Annotated in this window: 22 protein-coding genes; 8 read left to right on the top strand and 14 right to left on the bottom strand. The window is 65.5% G+C overall.

Translation table 11 applies throughout. The annotated features are described in order from the left end of the window. Positions 1-31 precede the first annotated feature (31 nt). The 4 genes from AC24YW_RS31820 (at position 32) to AC24YW_RS31805 (ending at position 2272) form a co-directional block, all read left to right on the top strand. A complete protein-coding gene (locus tag AC24YW_RS31820) occupies positions 32-760 on the top strand; it encodes an outer membrane protein (protein WP_487486416.1) in 729 nt (242 codons plus the stop codon). 80 nt (positions 761-840) lie between these two features. Continuing rightward, positions 841-1407 carry an RNA polymerase sigma factor gene (locus AC24YW_RS31815; protein WP_487486471.1) on the top strand — a complete coding sequence of 189 codons (567 nt, stop codon included), beginning with the start codon at positions 841-843 and terminating at the stop codon, positions 1405-1407. Continuing rightward, a complete protein-coding gene (locus AC24YW_RS31810; RefSeq protein ID WP_487486415.1) occupies positions 1404-1832 on the top strand; it encodes a hypothetical protein in 429 nt (142 codons plus the stop codon). Before AC24YW_RS31815 ends, AC24YW_RS31810 begins: the two co-directional genes overlap by 4 nt. Next, on the top strand, positions 1829-2272 hold the full coding sequence (locus tag AC24YW_RS31805) for a periplasmic heavy metal sensor (protein ID WP_487486414.1): 444 nt from the start codon (positions 1829-1831) through the stop codon (positions 2270-2272). The genes AC24YW_RS31810 and AC24YW_RS31805 overlap by 4 nt, the downstream gene beginning before the upstream one ends. Before the next feature lie 387 nt (positions 2273-2659). Here AC24YW_RS31805 and murA read toward each other — a convergent pair whose 3' ends face one another. The 11 genes from murA to rpsT all read right to left on the bottom strand — a co-directional run bounded on the left by murA (position 2660) and on the right by rpsT (position 17802). After that, the gene (gene murA / locus AC24YW_RS31800; protein ID WP_487486413.1) at positions 2660-3952 is read right to left on the bottom strand and encodes a UDP-N-acetylglucosamine 1-carboxyvinyltransferase; all 1293 of its coding nucleotides are present in this window, start codon (positions 3950-3952) and stop codon (positions 2660-2662) included. A gap of 257 nt (positions 3953-4209) precedes the next feature. Then, complete coding sequence (locus tag AC24YW_RS31795) at positions 4210-4677, bottom strand: hypothetical protein (RefSeq protein WP_487486412.1); 468 nt, start codon at positions 4675-4677, stop codon at positions 4210-4212. A 196-nt stretch (positions 4678-4873) separates the two neighbouring features. Continuing rightward, entirely contained in the window at positions 4874-7309 is a 2436-nt protein-coding gene (gene gyrB / locus AC24YW_RS31790) for a DNA topoisomerase (ATP-hydrolyzing) subunit B (protein WP_487486411.1), read from the bottom strand. A 282-nt stretch (positions 7310-7591) separates the two neighbouring features. Continuing rightward, positions 7592-8167 (bottom strand): hypothetical protein, encoded by a 576-nt coding sequence (locus AC24YW_RS31785; RefSeq protein ID WP_487486410.1) that lies wholly within the window; start codon positions 8165-8167, stop codon positions 7592-7594. 253 nt (positions 8168-8420) lie between these two features. Next, positions 8421-10580: a hypothetical protein gene (locus AC24YW_RS31780; protein ID WP_487486409.1), complete on the bottom strand. Its 2160-nt coding sequence runs from the start codon at positions 10578-10580 to the stop codon at positions 8421-8423. A gap of 131 nt (positions 10581-10711) precedes the next feature. Continuing rightward, the gene (locus AC24YW_RS31775; protein WP_487486408.1) at positions 10712-11446 is read right to left on the bottom strand and encodes a hypothetical protein; all 735 of its coding nucleotides are present in this window, start codon (positions 11444-11446) and stop codon (positions 10712-10714) included. Between the two features lie 123 nt (positions 11447-11569). Next, positions 11570-12706, bottom strand: a complete 1137-nt coding sequence (recF, locus tag AC24YW_RS31770; RefSeq protein WP_487486407.1) for a DNA replication/repair protein RecF — start codon at positions 12704-12706, stop codon at positions 11570-11572. An 89-nt stretch (positions 12707-12795) separates the two neighbouring features. After that, positions 12796-13161, bottom strand: coding sequence for an endonuclease domain-containing protein (locus AC24YW_RS31765; RefSeq protein WP_487486406.1), 366 nt, complete (start codon positions 13159-13161; stop codon positions 12796-12798). 210 nt (positions 13162-13371) lie between these two features. Continuing rightward, positions 13372-14490, bottom strand: coding sequence for a DNA polymerase III subunit beta (gene dnaN / locus AC24YW_RS31760; protein ID WP_172787964.1), 1119 nt, complete (start codon positions 14488-14490; stop codon positions 13372-13374). A gap of 380 nt (positions 14491-14870) precedes the next feature. Continuing rightward, positions 14871-16280 (bottom strand): chromosomal replication initiator protein DnaA, encoded by a 1410-nt coding sequence (gene dnaA / locus AC24YW_RS31755; RefSeq protein ID WP_197951872.1) that lies wholly within the window; start codon positions 16278-16280, stop codon positions 14871-14873. Positions 16281-17535: 1255 nt separating this feature from the next. Beyond that, positions 17536-17802 (bottom strand): 30S ribosomal protein S20, encoded by a 267-nt coding sequence (gene rpsT, locus AC24YW_RS31750; RefSeq protein WP_487486405.1) that lies wholly within the window; start codon positions 17800-17802, stop codon positions 17536-17538. Positions 17803-18224: 422 nt separating this feature from the next. On the opposite strand from rpsT, the gene AC24YW_RS31745 reads away from it, so the two are divergent. Then, entirely contained in the window at positions 18225-18542 is a 318-nt protein-coding gene (locus AC24YW_RS31745) for a hypothetical protein (RefSeq protein ID WP_025033220.1), read from the top strand. A gap of 267 nt (positions 18543-18809) precedes the next feature. Further along, entirely contained in the window at positions 18810-19556 is a 747-nt protein-coding gene (locus AC24YW_RS31740) for a polysaccharide biosynthesis/export family protein (RefSeq protein ID WP_487486404.1), read from the top strand. 133 nt (positions 19557-19689) lie between these two features. Here the strand turns inward: AC24YW_RS31740 and AC24YW_RS31735 are convergent, their stop codons facing one another. Genes AC24YW_RS31735 through AC24YW_RS31725 form a run of 3 tightly spaced genes read right to left on the bottom strand, consistent with a single transcriptional unit; the run spans position 19690 to position 21527 of the window. Beyond that, positions 19690-20364: a dienelactone hydrolase family protein gene (locus tag AC24YW_RS31735; RefSeq protein ID WP_487486403.1), complete on the bottom strand. Its 675-nt coding sequence runs from the start codon at positions 20362-20364 to the stop codon at positions 19690-19692. Positions 20365-20402: 38 nt separating this feature from the next. Continuing rightward, a complete protein-coding gene (locus AC24YW_RS31730) occupies positions 20403-20738 on the bottom strand; it encodes a hypothetical protein (protein ID WP_487486402.1) in 336 nt (111 codons plus the stop codon). Between the two features lie 24 nt (positions 20739-20762). Further along, the gene (locus AC24YW_RS31725) at positions 20763-21527 is read right to left on the bottom strand and encodes an alpha/beta fold hydrolase (RefSeq protein ID WP_487486401.1); all 765 of its coding nucleotides are present in this window, start codon (positions 21525-21527) and stop codon (positions 20763-20765) included. A gap of 501 nt (positions 21528-22028) precedes the next feature. Here AC24YW_RS31725 and AC24YW_RS31720 point away from each other — a divergent pair. Further along, positions 22029-22520, top strand: a complete 492-nt coding sequence (locus AC24YW_RS31720) for a (2Fe-2S)-binding protein (RefSeq protein WP_109142048.1) — start codon at positions 22029-22031, stop codon at positions 22518-22520. Next, a complete protein-coding gene (locus AC24YW_RS31715; protein WP_487486400.1) occupies positions 22517-24799 on the top strand; it encodes a xanthine dehydrogenase family protein molybdopterin-binding subunit in 2283 nt (760 codons plus the stop codon). Before AC24YW_RS31720 ends, AC24YW_RS31715 begins: the two co-directional genes overlap by 4 nt. The last annotated feature ends 361 nt before the right edge of the window (positions 24800-25160 follow it).

Below are 25160 nucleotides of genomic sequence, written 5' to 3'. Positions count from 1 at the left end.
TCTGGGCCGGTCTCACATTGGGAATTTGAGCATGACAACGAGATTCAGGCTGACGTTCGCCGCGCTGTTGATCGGTTCTGCCATCCAGGGTGCCGGCGCCGCTGCAGCGACCGACCTGAGGCTGCCCGCAGCGCCGCCCCCGCAGGCGGCCTCAGTAGCCCTGCTGAGCTGGGCAGGGCCCTATTTCGGCGTTCAGGCCGGCTATCTTTCGGGCCGCTCCGAGATCTCGCTGCCGGCGACGGGTGAATTCCACTTTGTCGATCCGAAGGGCGCGATCGTCGGTGCAACGGCGGGCTTCTCGGCGCAATGGGGCCGGATCGTCGCCGGGCTCGAGGGCGACGTGAACTTCGTCGATGCGCGCGCGACGATCGATACCGGCTTTGCGCCGACCCCGGCGGTCACGCAGCTTCAATCCGCGGTCAATTGGAACAGCCACCTCCGTGGACGGATCGGCTATGCTTTCGACCGCACGCTGCTGTTCGCCGCCGGTGGCCTTGCCGTCGCAGGCGTCGAGAGCAAGGCGTTCGACAATGGGATCGGGGCCGTCGCGAGCTGGAGCGAAACACGAATCGGCTGGTCGATCGGAGCGGGCGGGGAATTCCGCTTCGCACCGCAGGCCTCGGTCCGGCTCGAATATCTTTATGACAATTACGGCGCGAAGACGCTGGCCGCCCAGACGGTCGGCGCGACGACTTTCGGCGCGCGCGAGTCCAGGCTCGACACGCACACGGTGCGCGCCGGAGTCTATTGGCGGTTTTGATCTTTCTTTGGAGGCGCCGGTCGCCTGTTGGGATCGGTTTCGCAACTTTCGGCTAGGATGTCCGCAGGCCAGAGCAACAGATCGAGATGATGGAAGAGCCATCGGACGAGGCCTTGATGGTGGAGGTGTCGGCGCGGCGGCAGCATGCGTTTCGCGTCCTCATGCGGCGCCATATGCCTCGGGCGCTGCGGGTCGCCGAGCGCATCGTGCGCGATCCGGCCGAGGCCGACGACATCGGCCAGGAGGCGTTCATGCGTGTCTGGACTCACGCAGCCTCTTTCGACCCGCGTGTTGCGAAGTTCACGACCTGGCTCTACCGCATCGTCCTCAACCTGACGTTCGACCGCACGCGGCGCCGAACCTTCCAGCCCCTCGACGAGGCCGGCGATGTGCCCGACACGGAACCGCACGCCGTCGAGCGGCTCATCGCCGATGAGGAGCTTCGCCTTCTCAACCGCGCGATGGCCGGCCTGTCGGACCGGCAGCGCGGCGCGATCGCGCTCTTCCACATGGAGGGCCTGAGCGGTGAGGAAGCGGCGAAGGCGATGAATCTCAGCGCCAAGGCGTTCGAATCGCTCCTGGGACGCGCCCGCGCGGCGCTCAGGGCAAATGTTCAGAAAATACAGCAGACGGGGAGCTACGCATGACGCCCGAACAGTTCAGACAATTGGCCGAGACATGGGGAGGTGACGTCGAGCGCTGGCCCGCACCGACGCGCGAGGCCGCGCGTCGGATCGCGGCGACCGCGGAAGGCGCTGCGGTCCTGGAGGGGCAGTCGTGCTTCGACCGGCTCCTTGCCGCCGCTCCGGAGATCGAGACCGCGCGGGCGGAGCGTTCGAGCCTTCTCGTCCTGCAGAGGCTGGCCGCTGTCCCGCAGCAGCAACGGCCGGCATGGCATCAGCGCCTGTTGCGCTGGCCCGCGCTCGTTCCCGCCGCAAGCCTCGCCTGCTCGCTGATGGTGGGCGTGTGGCTGGCGGGAGCGCTGCCCTATGCCCATGCGCCGTCGGATCCCTTGTCGGTCGTGAGCGGCGTCTTCGATGTCTACGCAATCGGCTTTGGATCGGTGCGATGAAGTTCTGGCGAGAATGGTCCTTTCCCTGGCGGGCGCTCATGCTGCTGTCGCTGTGCGTCAACGTCGTCCTGTTCACCTATGTCTCGGCGCAATGGCTGCGGCCCGGCGGCTTCATGCCGGGCGCGGGCGTGCCGCTGCGCATGATCGAGCGTGTCGCCGAGAGACTTCCGGCGGAAGACGCGGAGATCCTGTGGAGCATCTATCGCGGCAAGGAGGCGGAGCTGGCCCCGCTCCAGGCCGAGTATCGGCTGGCGTTGATGAAGGCGATGAAAACCGCCGCGCAGACGAATCTCGACAAGGCCGAGCTGGAGGCCGCCGTGAAGGATGCCCGCGACAAGCGCGTGAAGATTGGCGATCTCGTCGTCGGGACCTTCGTCGAGATGCTGGAACGGATTTCAGCGAAAGGACGTCGACAACTCGTCGGCGGCTATTTTCGCTGAGCCGCGCAGAGTGAACGAAGGATTCGGTCCGTCCAGGCGTATCACCTACATCGATGTCTGCGAATTGATGGAGGTGACATGGTGCAACGATTTGGCCGGACGGCAAGCGGACCGGTGGTGAGCTTCTCGCGGCGGTCGGCCGTATACGTCCGTGCTGCTCTCGCAGCCGCGAGTTTGATCGGGTTTCTCGTGCTGTTTCTGTCGCATGCCTCTGCGGAGGACGCGCGCGGTGATGCGAAGCAGGCCTGCAAGGCCGATTATTCCCGCCTCTGCGCGGGAACGCGGCCCGGAGGCGGGCGCGTTCGAAAATGTTTCAGCGACAATTACGCTGAATTGTCTGCGCCCTGCAAACAGGCTCTCGACGCACGTCCGCCGAAATAGGCTGGCCTAACTCCGCTCCGGCACGCGCGTGATCCTGGCGCCAAGCGCGTTCAGCCGCTCTTCGATGCGCTCATAGCCGCGCTCGATCTGGTCGGCGTTGTTGATGGTCGAGGTGCCCTCGGCGCAGACGGCCGCGAGCAGCATCGCCATGCCGGCGCGGATGTCGGGCGAGGTCATCGTCGCGCCGTGCAGGCGGCTCGGGCCGGCGATGATGGCGCGGTGCGGGTCGCACAGCACGATGCGAGCGCCCATCGCGATCAGCTTGTCGACGAAGAACATCCTGGATTCGAACATCTTCTCGAACATCAGGATCACGCCCTCGCATTGCGTCGCCGTGACGATGGCGATCGACATCAGGTCGGCGGGGAAGGCCGGCCAGGGCTGGTCCTCCAGCTTCGGCACATGGCCGCCGAAATCGTCCTGAATCTTCAAGGTCTGGTTGGAGGGCACGATGAGGTCGTCGCCCTCGATCCGGCAGACGATGCCGAGCCGCTCGAAACCCATGCGGATCGAGCGCAGATGCTCGACGCCGGCGCGTGTGATGCGCAAGGGGGAGCGCGTCACGGCGGCAAGCCCGATCAGCGAGCCGACCTCGATATGGTCGGGCTGGATCCGGTAGGTCGCCCCGCCGAGCGTCGCTGGACCATGGATGATCATGGTGTTGGTGCCGATGCCTTCGATCCTGGCGCCGAGCGCGACCAGGAAATTGGCGAGGTCCTGCACATGCGGCTCGGACGCCGCGTTGCGCAAATAGGTGACGCCGTCGGCGGCGACCGCCGCGACCAGCGCATTCTCGGTCGCGGTGACGCTCGGCTCGTCAAGGAACACGTCCGCGCCCGCGAGCCTTGGCGCGCGGAATTCGAGCCGGTCGGTCGCGGTGACCTTGGCGCCGAGCTGCTCCAGCGCGAGCACATGCGTGTCCAGTCGCCGGCGGCCGATGACGTCGCCGCCGGGCGGCGGCAGCATCACCTCGCCGCAGCGGGCGAGCAGGGGCCCGGCGAGCAGGATCGAGGCGCGGATGCGCACACACAGCTCGGGGTCGAGGTCGGCGGCGCGGATGCTCTTGGCGTGGATGTGAAGCGTGTTGCGCGCGGACCATTCGGCCGACGCGCCGACCGAGCGGACCAGCTCGACCAGCGTCTCGGTGTCGCGGATCCGCGGCACGTTCTCCAGGACGACCGGATGCTCGGTCAGCAGCGCGGCGGCGATGATCGGCAGCGCCGAGTTCTTGTTGCCGGACGGCTCGATCGAGCCCGAGAGCCGGTGACCGCCCTCGACGATGTATTGGATGGGCGCCACTGGGTTCTCGCTGTCCTGTTGGGTGGGAGGGCCTGTTTCGGGCGGAAACTACAGAGATTTGAGCGCGGGAGCAATTGTACTGGGCGCTGGTTCGTGGCCGGTCCGTGAGCGCAGGCGAGGCTGCTGATCCCTCATGGTGAGGAGCGCGGAACGCGTCTCGAACCATGCAGGCCCCGATGTCGCTGGTGGCCATCCTTCGAGACGCCCGCTTTCGCGGGCTCCTCAGGATGAGGACGGGAGCTTGTGACAAGCGGCCCTCAAAACAGCCCGATGATATTCCCGATCACGTACAGGATCGCGATCAGGATCAGAACTCCCATCATGACGAAGGAGATTTCGATGGCGATGGCGCCGGTGCCGAGCGTTGCGGCGACAGCGGCGAGGAGCCGTTCCTCCCGGAAGATCAGGGAGAGTACCGAAAGCAGGATGGCGAGCAGGCCGAGCGAGATTGCCGTGACCGACGCGGTTTCACTCCAGCTTCGTCCAGCCGACTTCTCGACCTTCGGAGCCTGATACTCCACGCCCTTCACCTTCGCGGCGATGCGGTCCTTGATGCGATGTCCGGTGTCGACGATTACCTTGTCCGCCGGCGGCGGCGGAAACACGATCGGCACGACCCAATGCGGCAGCACCGCCGCCATCAGCGCCAGCACGCCGACGATGCTGCCGATGATGCCGAGGCGGCGTGAGGGCGCGGCGGAGCTGGTCGTTGCAGAGGCGGTCATGGCGCGACACTTCCCGGCCGGAATTGGCCTTGCGGGCATGCCGTTTCGTCGCGACGGCGGGTGGAGAGGTTCAGGGCCGGACTGGTGCGGCCGTCATGCCCGGGCTTGTCCCGGGCATCCACGTTCTTTGTTCCGCGGGGCAAGACGTGGATGGCCGGGACGAGCCCGGCCCTGACGCCGTGGAAGCAGCGAGGCCTCAAATATCGATCGTCGCGCTCAGCGAATGTTCCTGAATGAAATCGCGGCGCGGCTCGACGACGTCGCCCATCAGCTTGGTGAAGATGTCGTCGGCCTCATCGACCTCCTTGATCTTCACCTGGAGCAGCGAGCGTGCCTCGGTGTCCAGCGTCGTCTCCCAGAGCTGCTCCGGGTTCATCTCGCCGAGGCCTTTGTAGCGCTGCAGGCTGATGCCCTTGCGGCCGGCTTCGGTCACGGCCTCGAACAGATCGACCGGGCCGTGGACCACGTGCTCGGAATCCTTGCGCCGCAGCTTGCCGGAGCGGGCGTAAACGTCCTGGAGCTTGGTCGTGTATTCGTCGAGCTTGCGGGCCTCGGCCGAGCCGAGCAGCGCGTCGTCGATGACAGCGGCTTCCTTGACGCCGCGCACGGTGCGCTCGAACAGGAAACCCTGGCCCTCGACGAATTGTCCGACCCAGCCGCGCTCGACCTCCTCGGCCTGGTTGTCCAGCCGGTTCGCGATGTATTGCGCGGCCGCCGCCGCCTTCTCGGGATCGCCGTAGATCTCCTTGTTCAGCACGCCGGTGATGGCGGCCTGCTCGACCACCTTGCGGTTATAGCGGCTGTGCAGGTTGCGCAGGACGCTGCGGACCACGCGGGCGTCGTCGACCAGCGCGCGCAGATCGCGCCCGGAGCGGTCGCCGCCGGTGCCGGGGATGTACACGCAATCATCGAGGCCAGCGTCGATGAGATAGTCTTCCAGCGCCCGCTCGTCCTTGAGGTACTGCTCGGATTTGCCTTTGCTAACCTTATAAAGCGGCGGCTGGGCGATATAGAGATAGCCGCCGTCGATGAGGTCGCGCATCTGCCGGTAGAAGAACGTCAGCAGCAGCGTGCGGATATGGGCGCCGTCGACGTCGGCGTCCGTCATCACGATGATCTTGTGATAGCGCAGCTTCTCGATCGAGAATTCGTCGCTGATGCCGGTGCCGAGCGCGGTGATCAGCGTGCCAATCTGCTCGCTCGACAGCATCTTGTCGGGACGGACGCGTTCGACGTTGAGGATCTTGCCGCGCAGCGGCAGCACGGCCTGGAATTCGCGGTTGCGGCCCTGCTTGGCGCTGCCGCCTGCCGAGTCGCCCTCGACGATGAACAGTTCGGACTTGGCCGGATCCTTTTCCTGGCAGTCGGCGAGCTTGCCGGGCAGCGAGGAGACCGAGAGCGGATTCTTGCGCGTCAGCTCGCGCGCTTTGCGCGCAGCTTCGCGGGCGGCTGCGGCCTGGATCACCTTGCCGACGATCATCTTGGCTTCGGAGGGGTGTTCCTCGAACCAGGCCTGGAGCGCCTCGTTGAGCACGTTCTCGACCACCGGGCGCACTTCCGAGGACACCAGCTTGTCCTTGGTCTGCGACGAGAATTTCGGATCGGGCACTTTCACCGACAGCACGGCGGTGAGGCCTTCGCGGCAATCGTCGCCGGTCAGCGCGATCTTTTCCTTCTTGGCATTGGCCTCGGCATAGCCGTTGACCTGGCGCGTCAGCGCGCCGCGGAAGCCGGCCAGATGGGTGCCGCCGTCCCGCTGCGGGATGTTGTTGGTGAAGCACAGCACGTTCTCGTGGTAACTGTCGTTCCACCACAGCGCCGCCTCGACGCCGATGCCGTTGGCCTCCGAGCGGACCATGATCGGCGCCGGCACGATCGGGCTCTTGTTGCGGTCGAGATATTTGACGAACTCCTCGACGCCGCCGGAATAGTGCATCTCCTCGCGCTTCTCGACCGCATGGCGCATGTCGGAGAGGGCGATGTGAACGCCGGAATTGAGGAAGGCGAGCTCGCGCAGCCGGTGCTCGAGCGTGGCGAAGTCGTATTCGATGTTCTTGAAGGTTTCGGGCGAGGCCATGAACGTCACTTCGGTGCCGCGCCTGCCCGGGGCGTCGCCGACGACCTTCAGGGGCGCGACGGCGTCGCCATGCGCGAACTCGATGTAGTGCTCCTTGTTGTCGCGCCAGATGCGAAGCATCAGCTTGCTGGATAGCGCGTTGACGACGGAGACGCCGACGCCGTGCAGGCCGCCGGAGACCTTGTAGGAGTTCTGGTCGAACTTTCCGCCGGCGTGCAGCTGGGTCATGATGACCTCGGCCGCCGAGATGCCTTCGCCCTTGTGGATGTCGACGGGAATGCCGCGGCCGTCGTCGCGCACGGTGACGGAATTGTCGGCGTTGAGGATGACGTCGACGCGCGTGGCATGGCCCGCGAGCGCTTCGTCGATCGCGTTGTCGACGACCTCGTAGACCATGTGGTGCAGGCCCGAGCCGTCGTCGGTGTCGCCGATATACATGCCCGGGCGCTTGCGGACGGCATCGAGTCCCTTGAGCACGCGGATTGATTCCGCACCGTATTCACTCGGATTGGAGGGCTCGTTTTCGGCAGCGGGCTGCCGAGCAGGTTCTGTCATGAGAGGCCTTCGAGATGTCGCCCGAATCAGCGGCGCAAAGGCGCTGATTTGCAGGGCCATTTGTGCCATGAAAGACCGCTTGCGCCTAGCGCAAAGTATCCTCCGGCAACCTATTGAGCAGATAGGGTTTTTTGGCCGGTTTTCAAGGCTTTTGCGGGGCGTTTTTGGGCGCTGCAGAAAGCGTGATTCGAGGCGCTGCTTGGGGCCCTCTAGGGCGTGGTTTTTGCGGCGATGCGGATACCTGTTCCGAGACACCGCGGTGCCTGGAGACGGCCGCTGGGTTCAGTAGATCTGATCCGGCTTCCTGCCGTCGTCATCCAACCCGAGGCTCCACGTTTCGCCGGCGGCCACAGTAATGGTGTCGGTGCGCACCCGACGGCCCGACACGAGCAGCGCGTAGGAGTACGTGCCGGGCGGCAGATCCAGCATTTGTGGATGGTTGACGCCGCCTGCGATCGCGATGGTCTGGTCGTTGATCGCGAGCGAGGCCACATCAGGGACAAGATAACCGAAGATCAACCGCGCGTGTCCTGCTCTCGGCAGGAAGTTGGCCTCGGCCGCGACCGCGGTATTTCGTTGCACGAGGTCGACTGTGGTCTCGCCCTTGGCACGGTCGAGCGTCAGCATGCCCGGCCCCTTCGGGGAGGCGAAGACGAGCCGCGCGTGATCGGCGGCGACCATCGCGCCACCAGGCCTCTCCTGCCAGCCGCGCTTTCCGAGTTCCGCGCGGTAGAAGGCCAGGACGTCGCTGAGCTCTGCGGGTACACGGGCTTTGAGCTCGAGCCGGAATGGGACATCGATGCCGGAGGCGTGCGTGGTGCCGAAGCTTGCGTGACTGGCTCGCGTCGGCACGGGCATGTCGGCGTGGGGATCTGCTGCGGTAAGTGGCTCCGGCGAGCAGCCTGCAAGAAGCGTAAGGCCGCACATCAACAGCCACCACCGTGCCGGGACCTTCGTCCCGCGCCATGCCCTCGTCATGTCCACGCTCCAGGAATACCGCGGTCTTCGCGCGATGCAGCGGCTGCGACAGGGCCGCCGACGCCTTCTCGACGACTAGTCGCCCCATGAACCAGGCGGGTTCAACCAGGCCGATCCATCCGCGGACATGAGATCAGTACATCTGCAGCGGCAGCACGTCGCCGCTCGGGCCCACCAGGAGGCCCCAGGCCTCGCCGGCGGCAACGGTCAGGGTCTCGTTACGTGCAGGGCGGCCGGGCAGGCGCAACGCGTACGCGTACTTGCCGGGCGGCAGATCGAGCATCGGACCCTTTGGGGATTGCGGGCCGCCGGCGCCGGCTGCGATCTTCACCGTCTGCTTGTTGATCGTCAGTGCGGCCTCGTTCGCCGCCATGTTTCCGAGCATGAGCCGTGCTTGTCCTGCCTTCGGCATGATCTCGGTCTTGGCCGCGACATCGGCATTCTTGTGCGCCAGGCTGACCGTGGTCTCGCCCTTGGTGCGGCCGAGCTTGAGCACGGCGGGGCCTTGCGGCGAGGCGAATTCGATCTGCGCGCGTTCCGCGGACACGGCCGCGCCGTCGGTCTTCTCCTGCCAGCTGAGCTTTGCAAGCTCGGCCCGGTAGAAGGCAAGGACTTCGTCGAGCGAAGCGGGGATGCGGGCCGTCAGTTCGCTGCGGAGCGGCGCTTCGCCGCCGGGCACCTTCGTGGTCTCGAGCGTTTTGGACGAACGCTGCATCGGCACCGGCAGCGGGGACTCGGGATCGGGCTTGAGCGGCTCGGCGGATTTGGCCTGAACCTCCGCCTCCGCACCGGCCGCAGGCTTGGCCGCTTCCGTCACCAGGCCCGATCCGTCGGCGCGGACATTCACCTTCGGGCCCATCTGCATCACCGTCATCGAGATCGACTTGCCGCCTTTCGAGAACGCCATCACCGCCATGTTCGGCTGGTTGATGACGGAGGGCTGCTCCTTCCAGCCCGAGCTCTTCAGCGCGGTCCGATAGAAGCTGCTGAGCGCCTTCACGCTCGACGCCGAGGAGAATTCCAGGTGGCCGTCGCCGCCTTCGAATTTGATGCCTTCGGCGTTTTCGGGCAGCGGCACCGGCGTCTTGCTGTCAGCGAGCGCGGTGAGCGGGGCGTCCGACAGGGAGGCGGCCTGGGTCTTGCGCCTGATATCGTCGGCCGCGATGAGCTGCTGAGCCGTACCCAAGGCATCGCTCAGGAACCTCGCGTCGGCCTCCTTCTTCGCCTTGGCGCGGGCGGCGAGCGCGGATTCCTTCACCTGCGCGGTCAGGCCGACCATGGTGAAATCATATTTGCGGCCGAGCCGCAGCACACCGGTTTCATCGGTGCTGGAGAACTTGATCGCGACTTCGTCGCCGGGCGCGAGCGGCGCGCGGCCATCCTCCTGCCAGCCGCGCGCGGCGAGCTCGCGCTGGTAGAAGGCGAGCACGGCGGGCAGCTCGGCCATCGCGGCGGCCGACATTTCTCGCTTGTTGGAGCTGGCGCTGCCGAGGCCCCGCGCGGATTTGGTCGGCTTGGGCCGCGGCAGGCCGGCCATGTCGTCGTCGGCCTCGAGCACCTCCGGCAGCGCGAACGGCGCGACGCGGATCTCGACATTGGTGCGGCCATCGTCGCGGCGGGTGAGCGTCAGCATCACCGGCTTCTGCTTGGTGAAGCCGGTCTCCGGGCTATCGGGGTGCACGTAGTACGCGCGCAGACCGTTGGGGACGGTCTCGTCCAGGCTGCTGGTCCAGTGCGCCGCGGCCTCCGGTGTGAGCTTTTGCCAGCCGATCGCAGCCATCTCGCGGCCGAAGAAATCCGACGTCGCATCGAGCGCGGTGGGCGCGATGCAGCCGAGATAGGGCCGCGTGCCATCGAACATGATGTCGGTCGCGCCATCGGGGAACGGCACGTTGCCGTAAATCCGGTCGGCGGAGTAGGTCACCACGGATTGGTCGGGGCGGCCGAGGCCTTGCGTGAAACGAACCGACAGGCCCTGACGTCCCTTCTTGAAATTCAGCGTCGTGCTCTTTTCGTCCAGCGGCCGCAGATAGGGCACCCAGCCGTCCGCGCCGAGGAGCTTCTTCAACGCCGGCGCCGTCACGGCTTCCGCCGTCGGCATGCGATATTCGAGGCGCCAGGATTCGGGACGCGAGGTGTTCTCCACCGCGCCCTCGAGCTTCGGCAGCGCGTGGACGTCGACGATGCCCCCGTCGGCGGCAGCCGCGATTCCGCAGCTCGCCAACAGGACGAGGCCGCAGGCCAGCAGTCGCCAGCGTGCCGGGACCTGCGTCCCGCGCGAGATCATCGACATCGTCAAGCTCCTGGATTGGCGCGGGGGGTGTCATGCCCGCGCAATTGCAGGCTGCGCCCCCATCGGCGCGCCTCAGACGAGAAGTCGCGGCAGGAACCGGCGAGGTTCAACAGCCATGGGCGAACACGGGCTCAGTACAGCTGGAGCGGCGGCCAGGCGTCACCGTCGCGCCCGACCGTGAGCTCCCAGGTCTCGTCGGTGGCAACGGTGAGGACGTTGGTGACGGCTGGAATGCCCGGCACCGCCAGCCTGTACGAATATTCGCCTGGCGCGAGGTCCAGCGCGACGGCGTTCGCGCCGGCCGGGCGCGGGATGGTCCGCTCGTTGATCTCGAGGACCGCTTCCTTGTTGCCGATATTGCTGAACACCAGCTTCGCCTGGCCGGGCTCGGGCAGCACGTTCGCTCTGGTCGCGGTGTCCGCGTTCTTCTGCACCAGATGAACCGCTGTGCCGGAATCCTTGCGGTCGAGCTTCAGCGCGGCCGGCCCCAGCGGCGAGACGAAGGCGAGCCGGACGTGATCGGCGTTGATCACGGCGTCATCATGCTGCTCTTGCCAACCGAGCTTGCGAAGCTCGGTCCGGTAGAAAGCGAGCACGTCGCTGAGCCCCGCTGGCACGGTGGCCTCCAGCCTGACGCGGAGCGGCGCGTCGACGCCCTGCATCAGCGTGGTGTGGATCCCTCTGTAAGTGTAGCGGGTCGGTGCGGGCAGCCTGGCATCGGAATCCAGCGTGAGCGTCGTCGGAAACAGATGCGGCAGCGAGGCACCGGCGCTGGCCGCGAGCATGCACATCGCAAGCAGAGCGAAGCCGCACGCAAACAACTGCCATCGTGCGGGAGCTTGCGCCCCACGAGCCACCGTCGCCATTGCTCATGCTCCAAGAATATCGCGAAGGATGTAACGCCAGTTGTGAAATCCCGCGCGACGGCCGCTTCTTGCGGCCTCAAGCGGCTAGTCGCGATCTGAAACAGGCGGGTTCAATGCGGCAGCCTAGCCGCGGGCCGAGACTCGTCCGCTCTCGACGTCAAACACTTCGCCCCCTGCGCCGATCTCGGCGAAGGCGGCAGGATCCGCGCCGGTCAGCCACACCTGGGCGCCGAGCTTCTTCAGCTCATCGAACAGCGCCGCCCGGCGGTTCGGGTCGAGATGCGCGACCACCTCGTCGAGCAGCAGCAGCGGCACGATGCCGGTCATCTCGGCGACCAGGCTCGCATGCGCCAGCACGAGGCCGATCAGCAGCGCCTTCTGCTCGCCGGTGGAGGCATCGCGCGCCGGCATGCTCTTGGGCGCGTAGATCACCTGGAGGTCGGTGAGATGCGGGCCGTCGGTGGTGCGGCCGGCGATCGCATCGCGCGGGCGGTTGTCGCGCAGGATCTGGCGGTAGCGGTCCTCGACCGAGGTCGCGGTCTCCTGAAGCAGCGCGTTCTCCATCCAGCCGTCGAGCGCGATCTGAGCGGACGGAAATGCGGAGGCTTGCGCGCGCGCGTTGAGCATGCCGGTGAGCCTTGCCGCGGTCTGCCCGCGCGTGGCCGCGACCGCGACCGCAAGCTCGGCCGTCTCGCGCTCGATCGCGTCGCACCAATGATCGTCGTAATTGCGCGTCTCGAGCAGGCGGTTGCGCGAACGCAAGGAGCGCTCGAGCGCGTTGATGCGGCTGGAATGCTCGCTGTCGATAGCGAGCACCAGGCGGTCGAAGAAGCGGCGCCGTTCGGACGCAGCCCCCATGAACAGCCCGTCCATCGCCGGCGTCAGCCACACCATGCGGATGTGGTCGCCGAAGGCGCTGGCCGAGCCCACCGGCTCGCGGTCGATGCGGCAGCGCCGGCTCACCGCGGTATCCGCGCGCGGCGCATCGATGCCGGTGCCGAGCGTGGCGAGCCCCAGCGCGCCCTCGACCTGCGCCGACACCGCCCAGGAGCCGTCGCCCTGGTTGTCGGCGACATCCTCCAGCGTCGCCCGGCGCAGGCCGCGGCCCGGCGACAGGAACGAGATCGCCTCGATGCAATTGGTCTTGCCCGCCCCGTTCGGCCCGACCAGCGCCACCAAATCAGCCGCCGTCGCGAGCCCCGCCGCTCGGTAATTGCGAAAATGCGTCAGCGTCAGGCGATGAATGCGGGAGGGGGTCATGAGATCTTTGTCATGGACTCGATACTTCCCCTCTCCCCTTGTGGGAGAGGGTGGCGCCTCACGCAGTGAGGCGACGGGTGAGGGGTATCTTACCGCCCGGCAAGCTTTGCAAGGATGTCCTCCAACACAGAGGTGGGCTGCTGCAGCACGTCATTGTTCCAGTAGCGCAATGTCCAAAACCCTTCGGCAGCAAGCGTCGCCTCACGCGTCGCATCCCGCTGCGATTCCGCGTGCTGGCTTCCATCAATCTCGATCACGAGGCGTTTCTCGAAGCAGACGAAATCGAGGATGTAGTTCTTGAACGGTACCTGTCGACGAAACTTGAAAGTGGAGAGCCGACGATCCCTCAGCAAGCGCCACATCGCAGCTTCAGCATCGGTCGGTTCGTGCCGCATGTTCTTCGCGAATTGGCGGAGAGGCTTGGCGACTGGACGATGGGACGGATCCTGCGGCACCAACCCCTCACCCGACTGAGTATGCATCCGCTGGCGGAGATGCCCTCTCCCACAAGGGGAGAGGGCACAGCAACGCGCATCGCGCTTGTTTCGACGAGGAGAGCTGCGGCTTCACCCTCTCCCCTTGTGGGAGAGGGTGGCTTCGCGCAGCGAAGCCGGGTGAGGGGTCTCTCCGCGTACGAGGTGTCGCGAGAGGAGGAACACGCCCCCTCACACCCGCATCGGCATCAGCACGTACAGCGCGCTCTTGTCGTCGCGGTCCTGCACCAAGGTCGGCGAGCCGGGGTCGGCGAGACGGAGCGTGGCGACGTCGCCTTCGATCTGGGCGGCGATGTCGAGCAGATAGCGGGAGTTGAAGCCGATATCGAGCGCGTCGGAGGCGTATTCGACCTCGAGCTCTTCGGTCGCGCTGCCGGAATCCGGGTTGGTCACCGACAGCACCAGCTTGCCTGCCGACAGCGACAGCTTGACCGCGCGGCCGCGCTCGCTGGAGATGGTGGAGACGCGGTCGACCGCATTCTCGAAATCCTTCTTGTCGACGACGAGCTCCTTGTCGTTGTTCTGCGGAATGACGCGGCCGTAATCGGGGAAGGTCCCGTCGATCAGCTTCGAGGTCAGCACGACGTTGCCGATGGTGAAGCGGATCTTGGCCTGCGACAGCTCGATCGTCATCTCGGCCTCGGTATCCTCGATCAGGCGCTGCACCTCGCCGACCGTCTTGCGCGGCACGATCACGCCGGGCATGCCCTCGGCTCCCTTGGGCTGCACCAGGTCGAGCTGGGCGAGGCGGTGGCCGTCGGTGGCGACACCGCGCAAGGTGGCGGCCTTGGCCGTGCCGGCAGCATGCAGGTAGATGCCGTTGAGGTAATAGCGCGTCTCTTCGGTGGAGATCGCGAACTGGGTGCGGTCGATCAGCCGCTTGACGTCCTTGGCGGCGAGCGAGAACGAATGCGACATGTCGCCGGCCGCCAGATCCGGGAAATCGTTCTCCGGCAGCGTCTGCAGCGTGAAGCGCGAGCGGCCGGCGCGGATGGCGAGCACGGCGCGGTCGCCGTCGGCTTCCAGCACGATTTGCGAGCCGTCCGGCAGCTTGCGGACGATGTCGTAGAACATGTGCGCCGGCACGGTGGTGGAGCCCGCGGTCGCCGTTTCCGCCGGGAGCGTCTCGGTCACTTCGAGGTCGAGGTCGGTCGCCTTCAGCGACAATTTCGCGTTCTCGGCGCGCACCAGCACGTTGCCGAGGATCGGGATCGTGTTGCGGCGCTCGACCACGCGGTGGACATGGCCCAGCGACTTCAGCAATTGTGCGCGTTCGACCGTAACCTTCATTGCACTACTCGCCCGATCCCTTAGGAAAACACAGCGTTGAGAAGGCCGGGCGGCGGGACGCGCGCCACGGCACCGAAGACCCCGGCAAGGCCGGATCATTCCTGCCGATATGACCAAAGCCGTCTGGGTCGCGCAAGGTGCCGCGGATGACCCGCGGATTCAAGGCATTGCAGCCAGTTCCCCACGATTTACCGCGCCAAAACGAAGACCGCCGCCCAGGCGTAGGTGCGCTCCCTCGCCCCGTTCTTAGGGGAGAGGGTTGGGGTGAGGGGCTTCTCTCCGCGGGCGAGCCTGCCGTTGGATCGGTACCCCCTCACCCGGATCGCAAGCGCGATCCGACCTCCCCGCAAGCGGGGAGAGGTGAAAGAAGAAATAGGCCTTTATTCCTGAAGCTGGCGCTTCAGCGACTCCACTTCCTCCGACAGCGCGGTGTCCTTGGAGACCAGCGCCTCGATCTTGCGCACCGCGTGCAGCACGGTGGTGTGGTCGCGACCGCCGAAGCGGCGGCCGATCTCGGGCAGCGAGCGCAGCGTCAGCGTCTTGGCGAGATACATCGCCACCTGGCGCGGCCGAACCACGTTGGCGGTGCGGCGCGAGGACAAGAGGTCGGAGCGGCTGACATTATACTGCCGCGCCACCACGCGCTGGATGTCCTCGATCTTGATCCGCTTGGGCTCCTGCGGCCGCACCAGGTCGCGCACCTCGTGCTCGGCCATCTCCAGCGTCACCGGCCGGTTGTTGAGCTTGGAATGGGCAAGCAGCCGGTTGATCGCGCCTTCGAGATCGCGGCCGTTATGGGTGATGGTGCGCGCCAGATAATGCAGCACCTCCTCGGGGACCTCGAACGTGGCGTGATGGGCGCGGGCCGCCGCGACGCGCGACTTCAGGATGCCGTGGCGCAGCTCCTCGCCGAGCGAGCCCATCTCGACCACGAGCCCGCCGGCGAGCCGCGAGCGCACGCGATCGTCGAGGCTTTCCAGATCCGACGGCGGACGGTCGGCCGCGATCACGACCTGGCGGCCGGCGTCGATCAGCGCGTTCAGCGTGTGACAGAACTCGGCCTGGGTCGACTTGCCCTGCAGGAACTGGAGATCGTCGATGACGAGCACGTCGATGCCGCGCAGCGCCTCCTTGAAGGCCAGCGCCGTCTGCGTCTTCAGCGCAGCGACGAAGCCGTACATGAATTTTTCGGCCGTGAGATACAGCACCTTGCGCTCGTTGCCGGAATTGCCGGCCCAGGTCACCGCCTGCAAGAGATGCGTCTTGCCGAGGCCGACGCCGGCATGGATGTAGAGCGGGTTGAACATCACGGGGTCGCCGCGCCGCCCTTCGGCGACCTGGCGCGCGGCCGCATGGGCCAGCGTGTTGGAGCGGCCGACGACGAAGCTCGCGAAGGTCAGGCGCGGATCGAGCGGCGAGCCGCCGAGCGCATCGTGACTGGCGGAGACTGGTGCGGTCGCTGTCGAGCGCAATTCCGGCGTCGGCGCGCGGCGCGCCTCGACCGGCGCGGGCGCTTCCTTCGGCTGCGCCGAGGGGCGCACGGCGGATCGCACCGTGAGGTCGATGCGATGCACTTCCGGCATCTCGGCCTGCCAGCACGACAGCACGCGCTCGGCATAATGGGCCTGGATCCAGCTCTTCAGGAATCGCGTCGGCACCGAGAGCCGCACGCTCTCGTCCTGCACGCCTTCCAGATCCATGCGTGCAAACCAGCTTGTGTAGACGTCCTCGCCAACGCTCGAGCGCAGCCGACCCTTCACGCGTGACCAGCGATCCTGTTCCATTGTCATCGTCAGAAAACTTCTCTTGAGAGATATAGTTGCGTTGTGAGCGCCATGCAGGGTTCCTGCCACGGTCCCTGAACTTGGCGCGACCTCGAGCGAGTCCATCGTCGGGCATGGCTCGACCGTTAGGCGCGAACGCCGCGGGTCAGATCAGCAATGTCAGAGATGGAGGGGTCGCGAGGTCAGCGCGTACTCGGCGCTCCGTCACACGCGGGAGGCTGGAGATCCGACGGAGCTGAAACGGCATCGTTGGAAAAGGAAACGTGCTGCAATACCGCGTTGAGTCCGTAAGACATGATACCTCCCCGTCCTGCCGTGATTGCTCACGACAAGGTCCTGCGTGTCCTGAAGACAACCGCGCCGTACTCCTGTCGCGGATGCCTGCCCAAATGTACTAGCCGTCCGCTCGACTTCGCCACCTTGTGTGCCGGGATAGCTTCGCGATGTCTCTCTTGTACGCCTTGGCGCGACGGGATGGATAAGAACCCGCTTGGAGACATTCAGACAAAGTACTACCCTTCCCACATTGCTGTGGGTTCGTCCGACAATCACTTGTTGAAGCGTCGCCTACGTGCACATCGCCGCCGATTTGCACGCTCGCCCCGTTTCCGATACCGCGCTGGTCTCAAGATCGTGGGCGCCGCTGACGACCTAAGGAATACACTAAGCGGAAAGACTCGCAACGAATTGATTCACACTTGAGCCAGCAAAAAAACTTGACGTCAGTTAACGTCGCACGTGGGTTGTGCACAGGCTCGGAGCAAGTTTTTGGATTCGTGCACAGAATCGAAAATGCCGGACCTCATGTGACAATTCTCCGCCACCGCCGATTTTTTTTACAAATTTGTCACGCGTTCGACGCGCGGGCCGAATTTTCCAAATGCTTGCGGTCGCTATGTCGATAAGTGATTAACGAGACATCGTTTTTTGAGTCTCGTTTCACAGGGTAACTCCATCGTCACACGCATTCCTGTGAATCTACGGTGTGCAGAACTCTCGTCCGCCACCGATTCAATTCGCGCCCGCCTCACAGGGGTTTTTTGCAACGCAGTGAAGTTTCCGCTGTTGCAGAACATCAGCAGGTAAAATTACGGAACGAAGACTGACGGACGATGCAAATCGTCCAAGCGACGCGTGAGCCTCGCGCGACTGCTTGCGTAAATATGACAGCCAACGAAAAAGCCCGGCGCGATGGCCGGGCTTTTCGACGCGCTGACCGGATCGACCGATCAGACGATGTCGCCAGGATTACTTGGCAGGATCACTTCGCGAGCTTGGCGATCTGCGCGGTGAGGCGCGAGACTTTGCGGCTGGCGTTGTTCTTGTGAATGATGTTGCGCTGGGCGGCGCGCATCAAGGCGGGCTCGGCCGAGGCGAGCGCCTTCACGGCAGCGGCGCGATCGCCGCTCTTGATGGCTTCCTCGACGTTGCGCACGGCGCCACGCATCTGGGTGCGGCGCGACTTGTTGACGGCGGTGCGGCGGGCGATCTTGCGCGTCGCTTTCTTGGCGGAAGTGGTATTGGCCATGGTCTCAATGTCCTTTGCGGGTACCGGTCGCGTCTTGGTCGGTGGCGCCGGCTTGCTTGACCGCGGAATCGACGCTCGGATTTAGGGTGTTCGGTTGCTGGGCCGTTCCCGGAACATGAGCGACCGCCTTGCGGCTGTCTCTGAGGCTCCAAGATGTCTTCAAGCTCGGATGAGTCCTGAAGCCCGTGGTGCCTGCAACTGTTCAAAGAACAGCGGCGGCGGGATTGCGCCCACCGCCAGTTGGCGCCCTTATAGAGAGGGTCTTTCGCACCGTCAACGCTTTCGGGCGCCGGAAACGCGTCTTTGGCGGCCTGGATGAGTGCCGTAACGCCCTGAAGAGGTTGAATTTCTGCCGTCGCCCGGCTATTGGCTGGCATCGTTCCGAAAAGGTCGTCCGCTCGGACGGCCATCGTAGGTGAGGCATGATCCGCGGCTTTTTTCGACTGATTGGGCTATTGCTGCTCGCCGGCGGGTTCATCTTCATGGTCTATGACGGCGCCCGCTGGGTGGCCGACCAGACCCTCAAATTCACCCGCTTCGGCCAGTTCTGGAACGACATCAATCAGGCCAGCCAATCGGCCTTTCGCACCTGGGTCGAGGCCAAGGCGCCCTGGCTCTGGACCTCGGTGATCCGCCTCGTGCTGGAGCAGCCGGTCTTCGCCGTCCTCGGCATTTTGGGCATCCTCCTGATGATCCTGTTCCGCCCGCGGAAACCGCTGATCGGCTATTCCCGGGATTGAGCTCGCGTGAGCGCGTAACCGAGCTGCCTCTTACCCTCCCCTGGAGGGGGAGGGTCGGCTCACATTTGAGCGCAGCGAAAATGTGAGACGGGGTGGGGTGACAGTCTCTCCACGTCCACACTGCCCGAGTGGAGAGATCACCCCACCCCGCTCGCGCTGCGCGCGATCGACCCTCCCCCTCCAGGGGAGGGTTGGAGCCTCCACTCAACGCTTTATTAACCATAACCGGTGCATCACTGGAGCTGTCTCGTTTCGAGGATGGGTCCGGTGCCGGTTGCACGCGCGTTTCGATGGTCGAACTTGGCGTCCTTGGCAGCGTCCGCCGCGCTCGCTTTGGGCGGCTGCATGCAGACCGCAACTCCCGTCGCGATGGTGCAGCCTCGTCCGGATCTCGATGCCATGGCCTATGGCCAGCCCTATAATGCGCCGCGGCCGGTCGTGGTCGCCGGCAATGGCGGTGGCGCCATCGCAGCGCTCAGCAGTTCCTTTGCCGCCTCGCCCGCACCGATGCCGGTCGGCTACGCCGCGCCGATGGTGGCGCCGGTGCGCAATGGCGCCTCCTACCATCTCGACGCCGGCGACAAGCTTCGCGTCGTGGTCTACGGCCAGGAAGGTCTCACCAACAGCTATGCGATCGACGCCGGCGGCTCCATCACCATGCCGCTGATCGGCGCGGTGCCGGCCCGCGGCCGCACCACCGCAGGGCTGGCCGGCGAAATCGCCGCACGCCTGCGCAACGGCTACATCCGCGAGCCTTCGGTGGCGGTCGAGATCGAGACCTATCGTCCGTTCTTCATTCTCGGCGAGGTCCTCGCGCCCGGCCAATATCCCTACGTGCCGAACATGACGGTCGAGAGCGCGGTCGCCATCGCCGGCGGCTTCTCGCCGCGCGCCAAGCGCGACATGGTCACCGTCACGCACACCGAGAACGGCGGCGCCATGCGCGCCGTGGTGCCGCTCGGCACGCCGCTCGCGCCCGGCGACACCGTGTTCGTCGGCGAGCGCTGGTTTTAGCGATTCTCTCCCCTGTCATTCCGGGGCGCGCGATAGCGCGAGCCCGGAATCCATAACCACGAGCCGGGAGTATGGATTCCGGGCCTGCGCCTGTCGGCGCATCCCGGAATGACGGACGAGAGAGCTTCGTGCGCTACTTCGTCAAATGCTTCGCGAAAAAATCCATGCTGCGCGGCCAGGCGATGTCGGCGCTGGCCTTGTCGTAGCTGGCGCGCTCGTCGCAATGGAAGCCGTGCTGGGCGCCCGGATAGATGAAGACCTCCACATCCGGCCGCTTCGACTTGATGGTCTCGACGTCGGTGAGCGGAATGCCGGCATCCTTCTCGCCGAAATGCAGCTGGGTCGGCACCTTCGGTGTCTCGTCGGCGAAGCGCACGACGGCGCCGCCGTAATAGCCGATCGCCGCCGTCAGGCCGGTCAGTCGCGTCGCCGCAACGAAGGCGATGCTGCCCCCTAAGCAGAAGCCGATGATGCCAACGGGCCCGACGCTCTTCACCGCATCGATCGCAGCTTGCGTGTCGCGCAGCATCGCGGCCCAGTCCGGATTGGCCACGAACTTGCGTGCCTCCGCGATCTCGTCGGGCGAATAGCCCGACTGGAAGTTCGGCGCCGTGCGGTCGAAGATCGACGGCGCGATCGCGACATAGCCTTCCCCGGCAAGGCGGTCGCAGACCGAGCGGATGTGGTGATTGACCCCGAAGATCTCCTGGATCACCACCACCGCGCCCTTCGGCGTGCCGGCGGGATCGGCGCGATAGGCGCCGAGCTGGAAATTGTCCGAGGCCGTCAGCTTGATGTCCTGTCCCACGCGGGTCGTCCTTCTTGGTTGTTACGGATGGCAACACCTCACTGCCACATCCAGTTCTCGCCGTAATCCTCCTTCCATCCGGCCAGCCGGCCATGGCGGAATTGCAGGAACAGGCGGTGGCGATAGGGGATCAGGCCGCTGCCGCCGATGTTGCGCAAGGCGAGATAGATCTCGTGGCCCGGACGTCCCCGCACATATTGCAGCTTCTGCCCGAGCGCGCGCGCGGTCTGCTCAGTATCCATGCCGAAGGCGAGCGGAATGTTGTTCGACAAGGTCGTGACGAAGGGCTGGCGCTGCGGCACGGCGCCGATCGGCTCGGCCTGCGCGGAGAGCGACAGCAACATCGTGCCCGCAGCCAGCATCATCAGCTTCATCGCCTCTGTCCCCGTTCGATCGGCCTATGCCGGCAAGTTCTTCAGGAAAGGCACGACCGCGTCAACAAAAGCCTCGGGCTGATCGATGTTGACGGCGTGTCCGGCCGCGGGGATCACGACCTTTTGCGCGCCCGGGATCTTTGCTGCCATGTAGTCGGAGGCGGCGAGGAACGGGGTGTCGTCGGCGCCGACCACGATCAGGCTGGGCACCCTGATCTCGGGTAACAGCTCCATCACGCGCGCATCGCGCTGGGTCAGCATGCCGCGCGCGGCGAGCGCAAGCCCGCTGGCGTTGCGATGGCTCGCGGTGGCGCGCTCGCGCGTCGCCGATTTCAGGACGTCGAGACCTTCGCGATCGAGCCGGTCGGCGGTGGCGAGCGCCCGCGCGTTCCAGGCCTCGCGTGCGTCGTCTTTCTTGAAGCCCGGACCGGTGTCGATGATCAGCAGTGCGCGGGCCCGCTCCGGATGTGCGCGATAGAACGCCAGCGACATGTAGCCGCCGAGCGAAAGCCCGCCGATGACGGCGCGCTCTGCGCCGACCGCATCGAGGATGGCCGCCATGTCGCCGACCGTGAGGTCTTCGCTATAGGCTTTGGGATCGTCAGGGTAATCGGACTGCCCGTGGCCGCGCATGTCCCACAGGATCAGCTGGTGATCCCCAGCCAGCGCATCGATCTGCCCATGCCACATCGCCGACGTCGAGGAATAGCCGTGCGTGAGCAGCAGCGGCGGCCCGCCGCCATGAACCTCGTAGTATATTGCGACGCCGTCGCGATCGATCTTAGGCATTGCTTCCCGCCCTTTCTTTTTTCTCGCCGCCAGCTTGGTGCTTCACCCTCCCCTGGAGCGGGAGGGTCGGCACGTGATCGAGCGAAGCGAGATCGCGTGACGGGGTGGGGTGATCTCTCCACTCGGGCACTGTTCATCGCGGAGGGACCGTCACCCCACCCCGCTCGCGCTACGCGCGATCGACCCTCCCCCTCCAGGGGAGGGTAAGGAGTGCCCGCGGCCGCACCTTAACCCTCCAAGTTACCTCGAAGAAACTGCCATCATGCGATGGCACGCATGCCGGATGCACGCGCTGTTGTGTCAAGTCGCTGCGTCGCGGTCCCTGTCGCGGCGCACAACGAACGAGTGTGGCGATCGCTTTTTCTATTCGTTCCAAATTGCATTTGCCTCCGCGCCGCAACGCGATCATTCTCGCCGGCAAGGCGGACGCCAGCCCGGTGGGCGTCCGCCATTCAAGTTGCCGCCGTAAGCGGCTTCATGCACCGGCAGGGGAAGACGCCTATGCCAACACTCACCATCAACGGGCGGAGTCTGTCCGTGGATGCGGCGAACGACACGCCGCTCCTCTGGGCGATCCGCGAGCAATTGCAGATGACCGGCACCAAGTTCGGCTGCGGTGCCGGGCTGTGCGGTGCCTGCACCGTGCACGTCAACGGCGAGGCCGTGCGCTCGTGCCAGACCATGCTCGGTGACGTCGCCGGCAAGAAGATCACCACCATCGAAGGCCTCTCCGCCAAGGGCGATCATCCCTTGCAGAAGGCCTGGATCGCCGAGCAGGTGCCGCAATGCGGCTATTGCCAGTCCGGCCAGATCATGCAGGCGGCTTCGCTGCTTGCGAAGAATCCCAACCCGACCAAGGAGGAAGTGGTCGCGCATATGGACGGCAATCTCTGCCGCTGCATGACCTATTCGCGGATCCAGAAGGCCATCATGCGCGCAGCATCCGAGATGCGCACCGCCTCGGCCACCTCGAGCGAGCGGAGGCCCACATGAACGAGCATGTGAAGAACGTGACACCTGAGACAACCGGTCTCAGCCGCCGCTCCTTCCTCGTCGGCACCGCCGCGACGGGCCTCGTGCTCGGCTATGCCGGCGTGCCCGGCATCGAATCGGCCGCCGCCGCGCCGGCCAATTTCGAGCCCAGCGTCTGGTACGCGATCTCGCCGGACGGTCTCGTGACCGTGACCTGCGGCAAGGCGGATATGGGCCAGCATATCGCCTCCACCCTGGCGCAGATCGTCTGCGAGGAATTGGGCGCGAAATGGAGCGACATGCGCGTATCGCTCGCCTCCAACGATCCCAAGTTCAACGATCCCGTGCTCGGAGCGCAGATCACCGGCGGCAGCTGGTCGACCATGATGAACTTCGAGGCGATGAGCCGGGCCGGTGCGGCCGGGCGGATCGCAATGACCGAAGCTGCCGCCGCCGCCATGGGCGTGCCGGCATCGGAGCTCGTGGTGCGCGATTCCATGATCGTGCATCCGAAATCGAAGAAGCAGATGTCGTTCGCCGATGTCGTGAAAAGCGGCAAGGCGACGAAGACCTTCACGCCGGACGAGCTCAAGGCGATCAAGTTGAAGACGCCCGATCAATACACCATGATCGGCGTCTCGGTGCCGCAGCTCGACATCCCCTCAAAGACCAACGGCACGGCGAAGTATGGCATCGACGTGATGCTGCCGGGCATGGTCTATGGTGCGCTGGTCACGCCGCCGGTGCGCTTCGGCGCCGCCGTGAAATCGGTCGACGACAGCGCGGCAAAGAAGGTGCCGGGCTTCATCAAGGCGGTCACGCTCGACGACAAGACCGGCACGACGTCGGGCTGGGTCGTCGCCGTCGCCAGCACCTACGCCAACGCCAAGAAGGCGGCGCAGGCGCTGAAGATCGCCTATGATTCGGGTCCGAATGCGAAGCTGTCGAGCCAGTCGCTGCTCGACGAGGCCAAGCGGCTGCAGAAGCTGGACGATTCCGGCCAGTTCTTCGTCAAGGAAGGCGATCCCAATGCGGCCTTCGGTTCGGCGGCCAAGGTGGTGGAGGCGGAATACACCACCAGCATCAACATCCACGCGCCGCTGGAGCCGATGAACGCCACTGCGGAGTTCAAGGGCGACATCCTGCACATCTATTCCGGCAACCAGTTCGCGACGCGCTCCGGCGCGATCGCGGCGGGAGCTGCCGGGATCGATCCGAAGTTCGTGGTCATGCACCAGATGTGGCTGGGCGGCGGCTTCGGCCGGCGTCTCGATGCCGATATGATGATTCCGGCAGTGCAGGCGGCCAAGGCGGTCGGCAAGCCGGTGAAGGTGATCTATTCGCGCGAGAACGACATGACGATGGATTTCTCGCGCCCGCTCACCTACCAGAAGGTCAAGGCCGGCGTGGACGGCGATGGCAAGCTCATTGCGATCAGCCACGACGTGGTCTCGGCCTGGCCGACCGCGCGCTGGGGAATCCCCGATTTCCTGACACCGTCGGTCGACAAGAAGGGCCCGCTCGATTCCTTTACGGTGAACGGGGCGGACTTTTTCTACACCGTGCCCAACCATTATGTGCGCGCGATCAAGAACGAGCTCGCGCACAACGCCACGCCCTCCGGCCAGCTTCGCTCGGTGGCACCGGGCTGGACCTTCTGGGCGGTCGAAAGCATGATCGACGAGATCGCGGCGGCGACGGGCAAGGATCCCGCCCAGTTCCGCATTTCGCTGCTCGACGGCGCCGGCAAGAACGACGGCGGCGCGCAGCGCTTGCGCAACACGCTGCTCGCCGCGATGGGACTGTCCGGCTACGGCACCAAGCAATTGCCGAAAGGCGAGGGCATGGGCGTCGCCTGCGTCTCGTCGCAGGAGCGGGCGACCGCGAGCTGGACGGCGTGCGTGGCTCACGTCGCCGTCGCGCCGTCGGGGGAGGTGACCGTGAAGAAGCTCACGGTCGCAACCGACGTCGGCACGCAGGTGCATCCCGACAATGTCCGCGCCCAGGTCGAGGGTGCGGCGCTGTGGGGCCTGTCGCTGGCGATGTACGAGAAGGCGACGCTGAAGGACGGTGGCATCGAGCAGACCAATTTCGATGGCTACACGCCCTTGCGCATGAGCCAGACGCCCGAGGTGGCGATCGCCGTGATCGCCAATGGCGAGAAGGCCACCGGCGTCGGCGAGCCCGCGGTCACCGTGGTCGCGCCGGCCATCGGCAACGCCATCTTCAATGCCACCGGCGCCCGCGTCCGGGCCCTCCCGATCACGGCGGAGGCCGTGAAGGCGAGCATGAAGGCCTAAGCCGAGCCGCGATTGCTGAATGCGATGATCCGCCGGAGGGCAACCTCCGGCGGATTGGTTTTGGGTGCGCTCCGTATTTATTTCGTCGTCATGCCCGGGCTTGTCCCGGGCATCCACGTTCTTCGCACGTCTAGCCCAAGGCCGTGGATGGCCGGGACAGGCCGGCCATGACGGAGAAAAAATTCCCCTTATCCGTCAATGCCCGTTCTACTGTGCATGGGGTTGTTTTCGCGCTTTGAAATTCCCCCCGGAACCCCAATCCCTAAAATTGCGTGCAATTCCCCAAGGCTCCATTGAGCACGCCTCTTAAGGGCCAGAGAACCTGAACCGGCTTAGGCTCACAGGCCAATACGCCCGAGTT

Source organism: Bradyrhizobium sp. USDA3516, assembly GCF_057651995.1.
This window is presented reverse-complemented; position numbering and strand designations above follow the sequence as displayed.

Coding starts and splice junctions, on each gene's coding strand:
- AC24YW_RS31820 (WP_487486416.1), top strand. CDS start 32: ATGACAACGAGATTCAGGCTGACGTTCGCCGCGCTGTTGATCGGTTCT.
- AC24YW_RS31810 (WP_487486415.1), top strand. CDS start 1,404: ATGACGCCCGAACAGTTCAGACAATTGGCCGAGACATGGGGAGGTGAC.
- AC24YW_RS31805 (WP_487486414.1), top strand. CDS start 1,829: ATGAAGTTCTGGCGAGAATGGTCCTTTCCCTGGCGGGCGCTCATGCTG.
- AC24YW_RS31795 (WP_487486412.1), bottom strand. CDS start 4,677: ATGACCGCCTCTGCAACGACCAGCTCCGCCGCGCCCTCACGCCGCCTC.
- gyrB (WP_487486411.1), bottom strand. CDS start 7,309: ATGACAGAACCTGCTCGGCAGCCCGCTGCCGAAAACGAGCCCTCCAAT.
- AC24YW_RS31785 (WP_487486410.1), bottom strand. CDS start 8,167: ATGCCCGTGCCGACGCGAGCCAGTCACGCAAGCTTCGGCACCACGCAC.
- AC24YW_RS31780 (WP_487486409.1), bottom strand. CDS start 10,580: ATGTCGATGATCTCGCGCGGGACGCAGGTCCCGGCACGCTGGCGACTG.
- AC24YW_RS31775 (WP_487486408.1), bottom strand. CDS start 11,446: ATGGCGACGGTGGCTCGTGGGGCGCAAGCTCCCGCACGATGGCAGTTG.
- recF (WP_487486407.1), bottom strand. CDS start 12,706: ATGACCCCCTCCCGCATTCATCGCCTGACGCTGACGCATTTTCGCAAT.
- dnaN (WP_172787964.1), bottom strand. CDS start 14,490: ATGAAGGTTACGGTCGAACGCGCACAATTGCTGAAGTCGCTGGGCCAT.
- dnaA (WP_197951872.1), bottom strand. CDS start 16,280: ATGACAATGGAACAGGATCGCTGGTCACGCGTGAAGGGTCGGCTGCGC.
- rpsT (WP_487486405.1), bottom strand. CDS start 17,802: ATGGCCAATACCACTTCCGCCAAGAAAGCGACGCGCAAGATCGCCCGC.
- AC24YW_RS31745 (WP_025033220.1), top strand. CDS start 18,225: ATGATCCGCGGCTTTTTTCGACTGATTGGGCTATTGCTGCTCGCCGGC.
- AC24YW_RS31730 (WP_487486402.1), bottom strand. CDS start 20,738: ATGAAGCTGATGATGCTGGCTGCGGGCACGATGTTGCTGTCGCTCTCC.
- AC24YW_RS31725 (WP_487486401.1), bottom strand. CDS start 21,527: ATGCCTAAGATCGATCGCGACGGCGTCGCAATATACTACGAGGTTCAT.
- AC24YW_RS31720 (WP_109142048.1), top strand. CDS start 22,029: ATGCCAACACTCACCATCAACGGGCGGAGTCTGTCCGTGGATGCGGCG.
- AC24YW_RS31715 (WP_487486400.1), top strand. CDS start 22,517: ATGAACGAGCATGTGAAGAACGTGACACCTGAGACAACCGGTCTCAGC.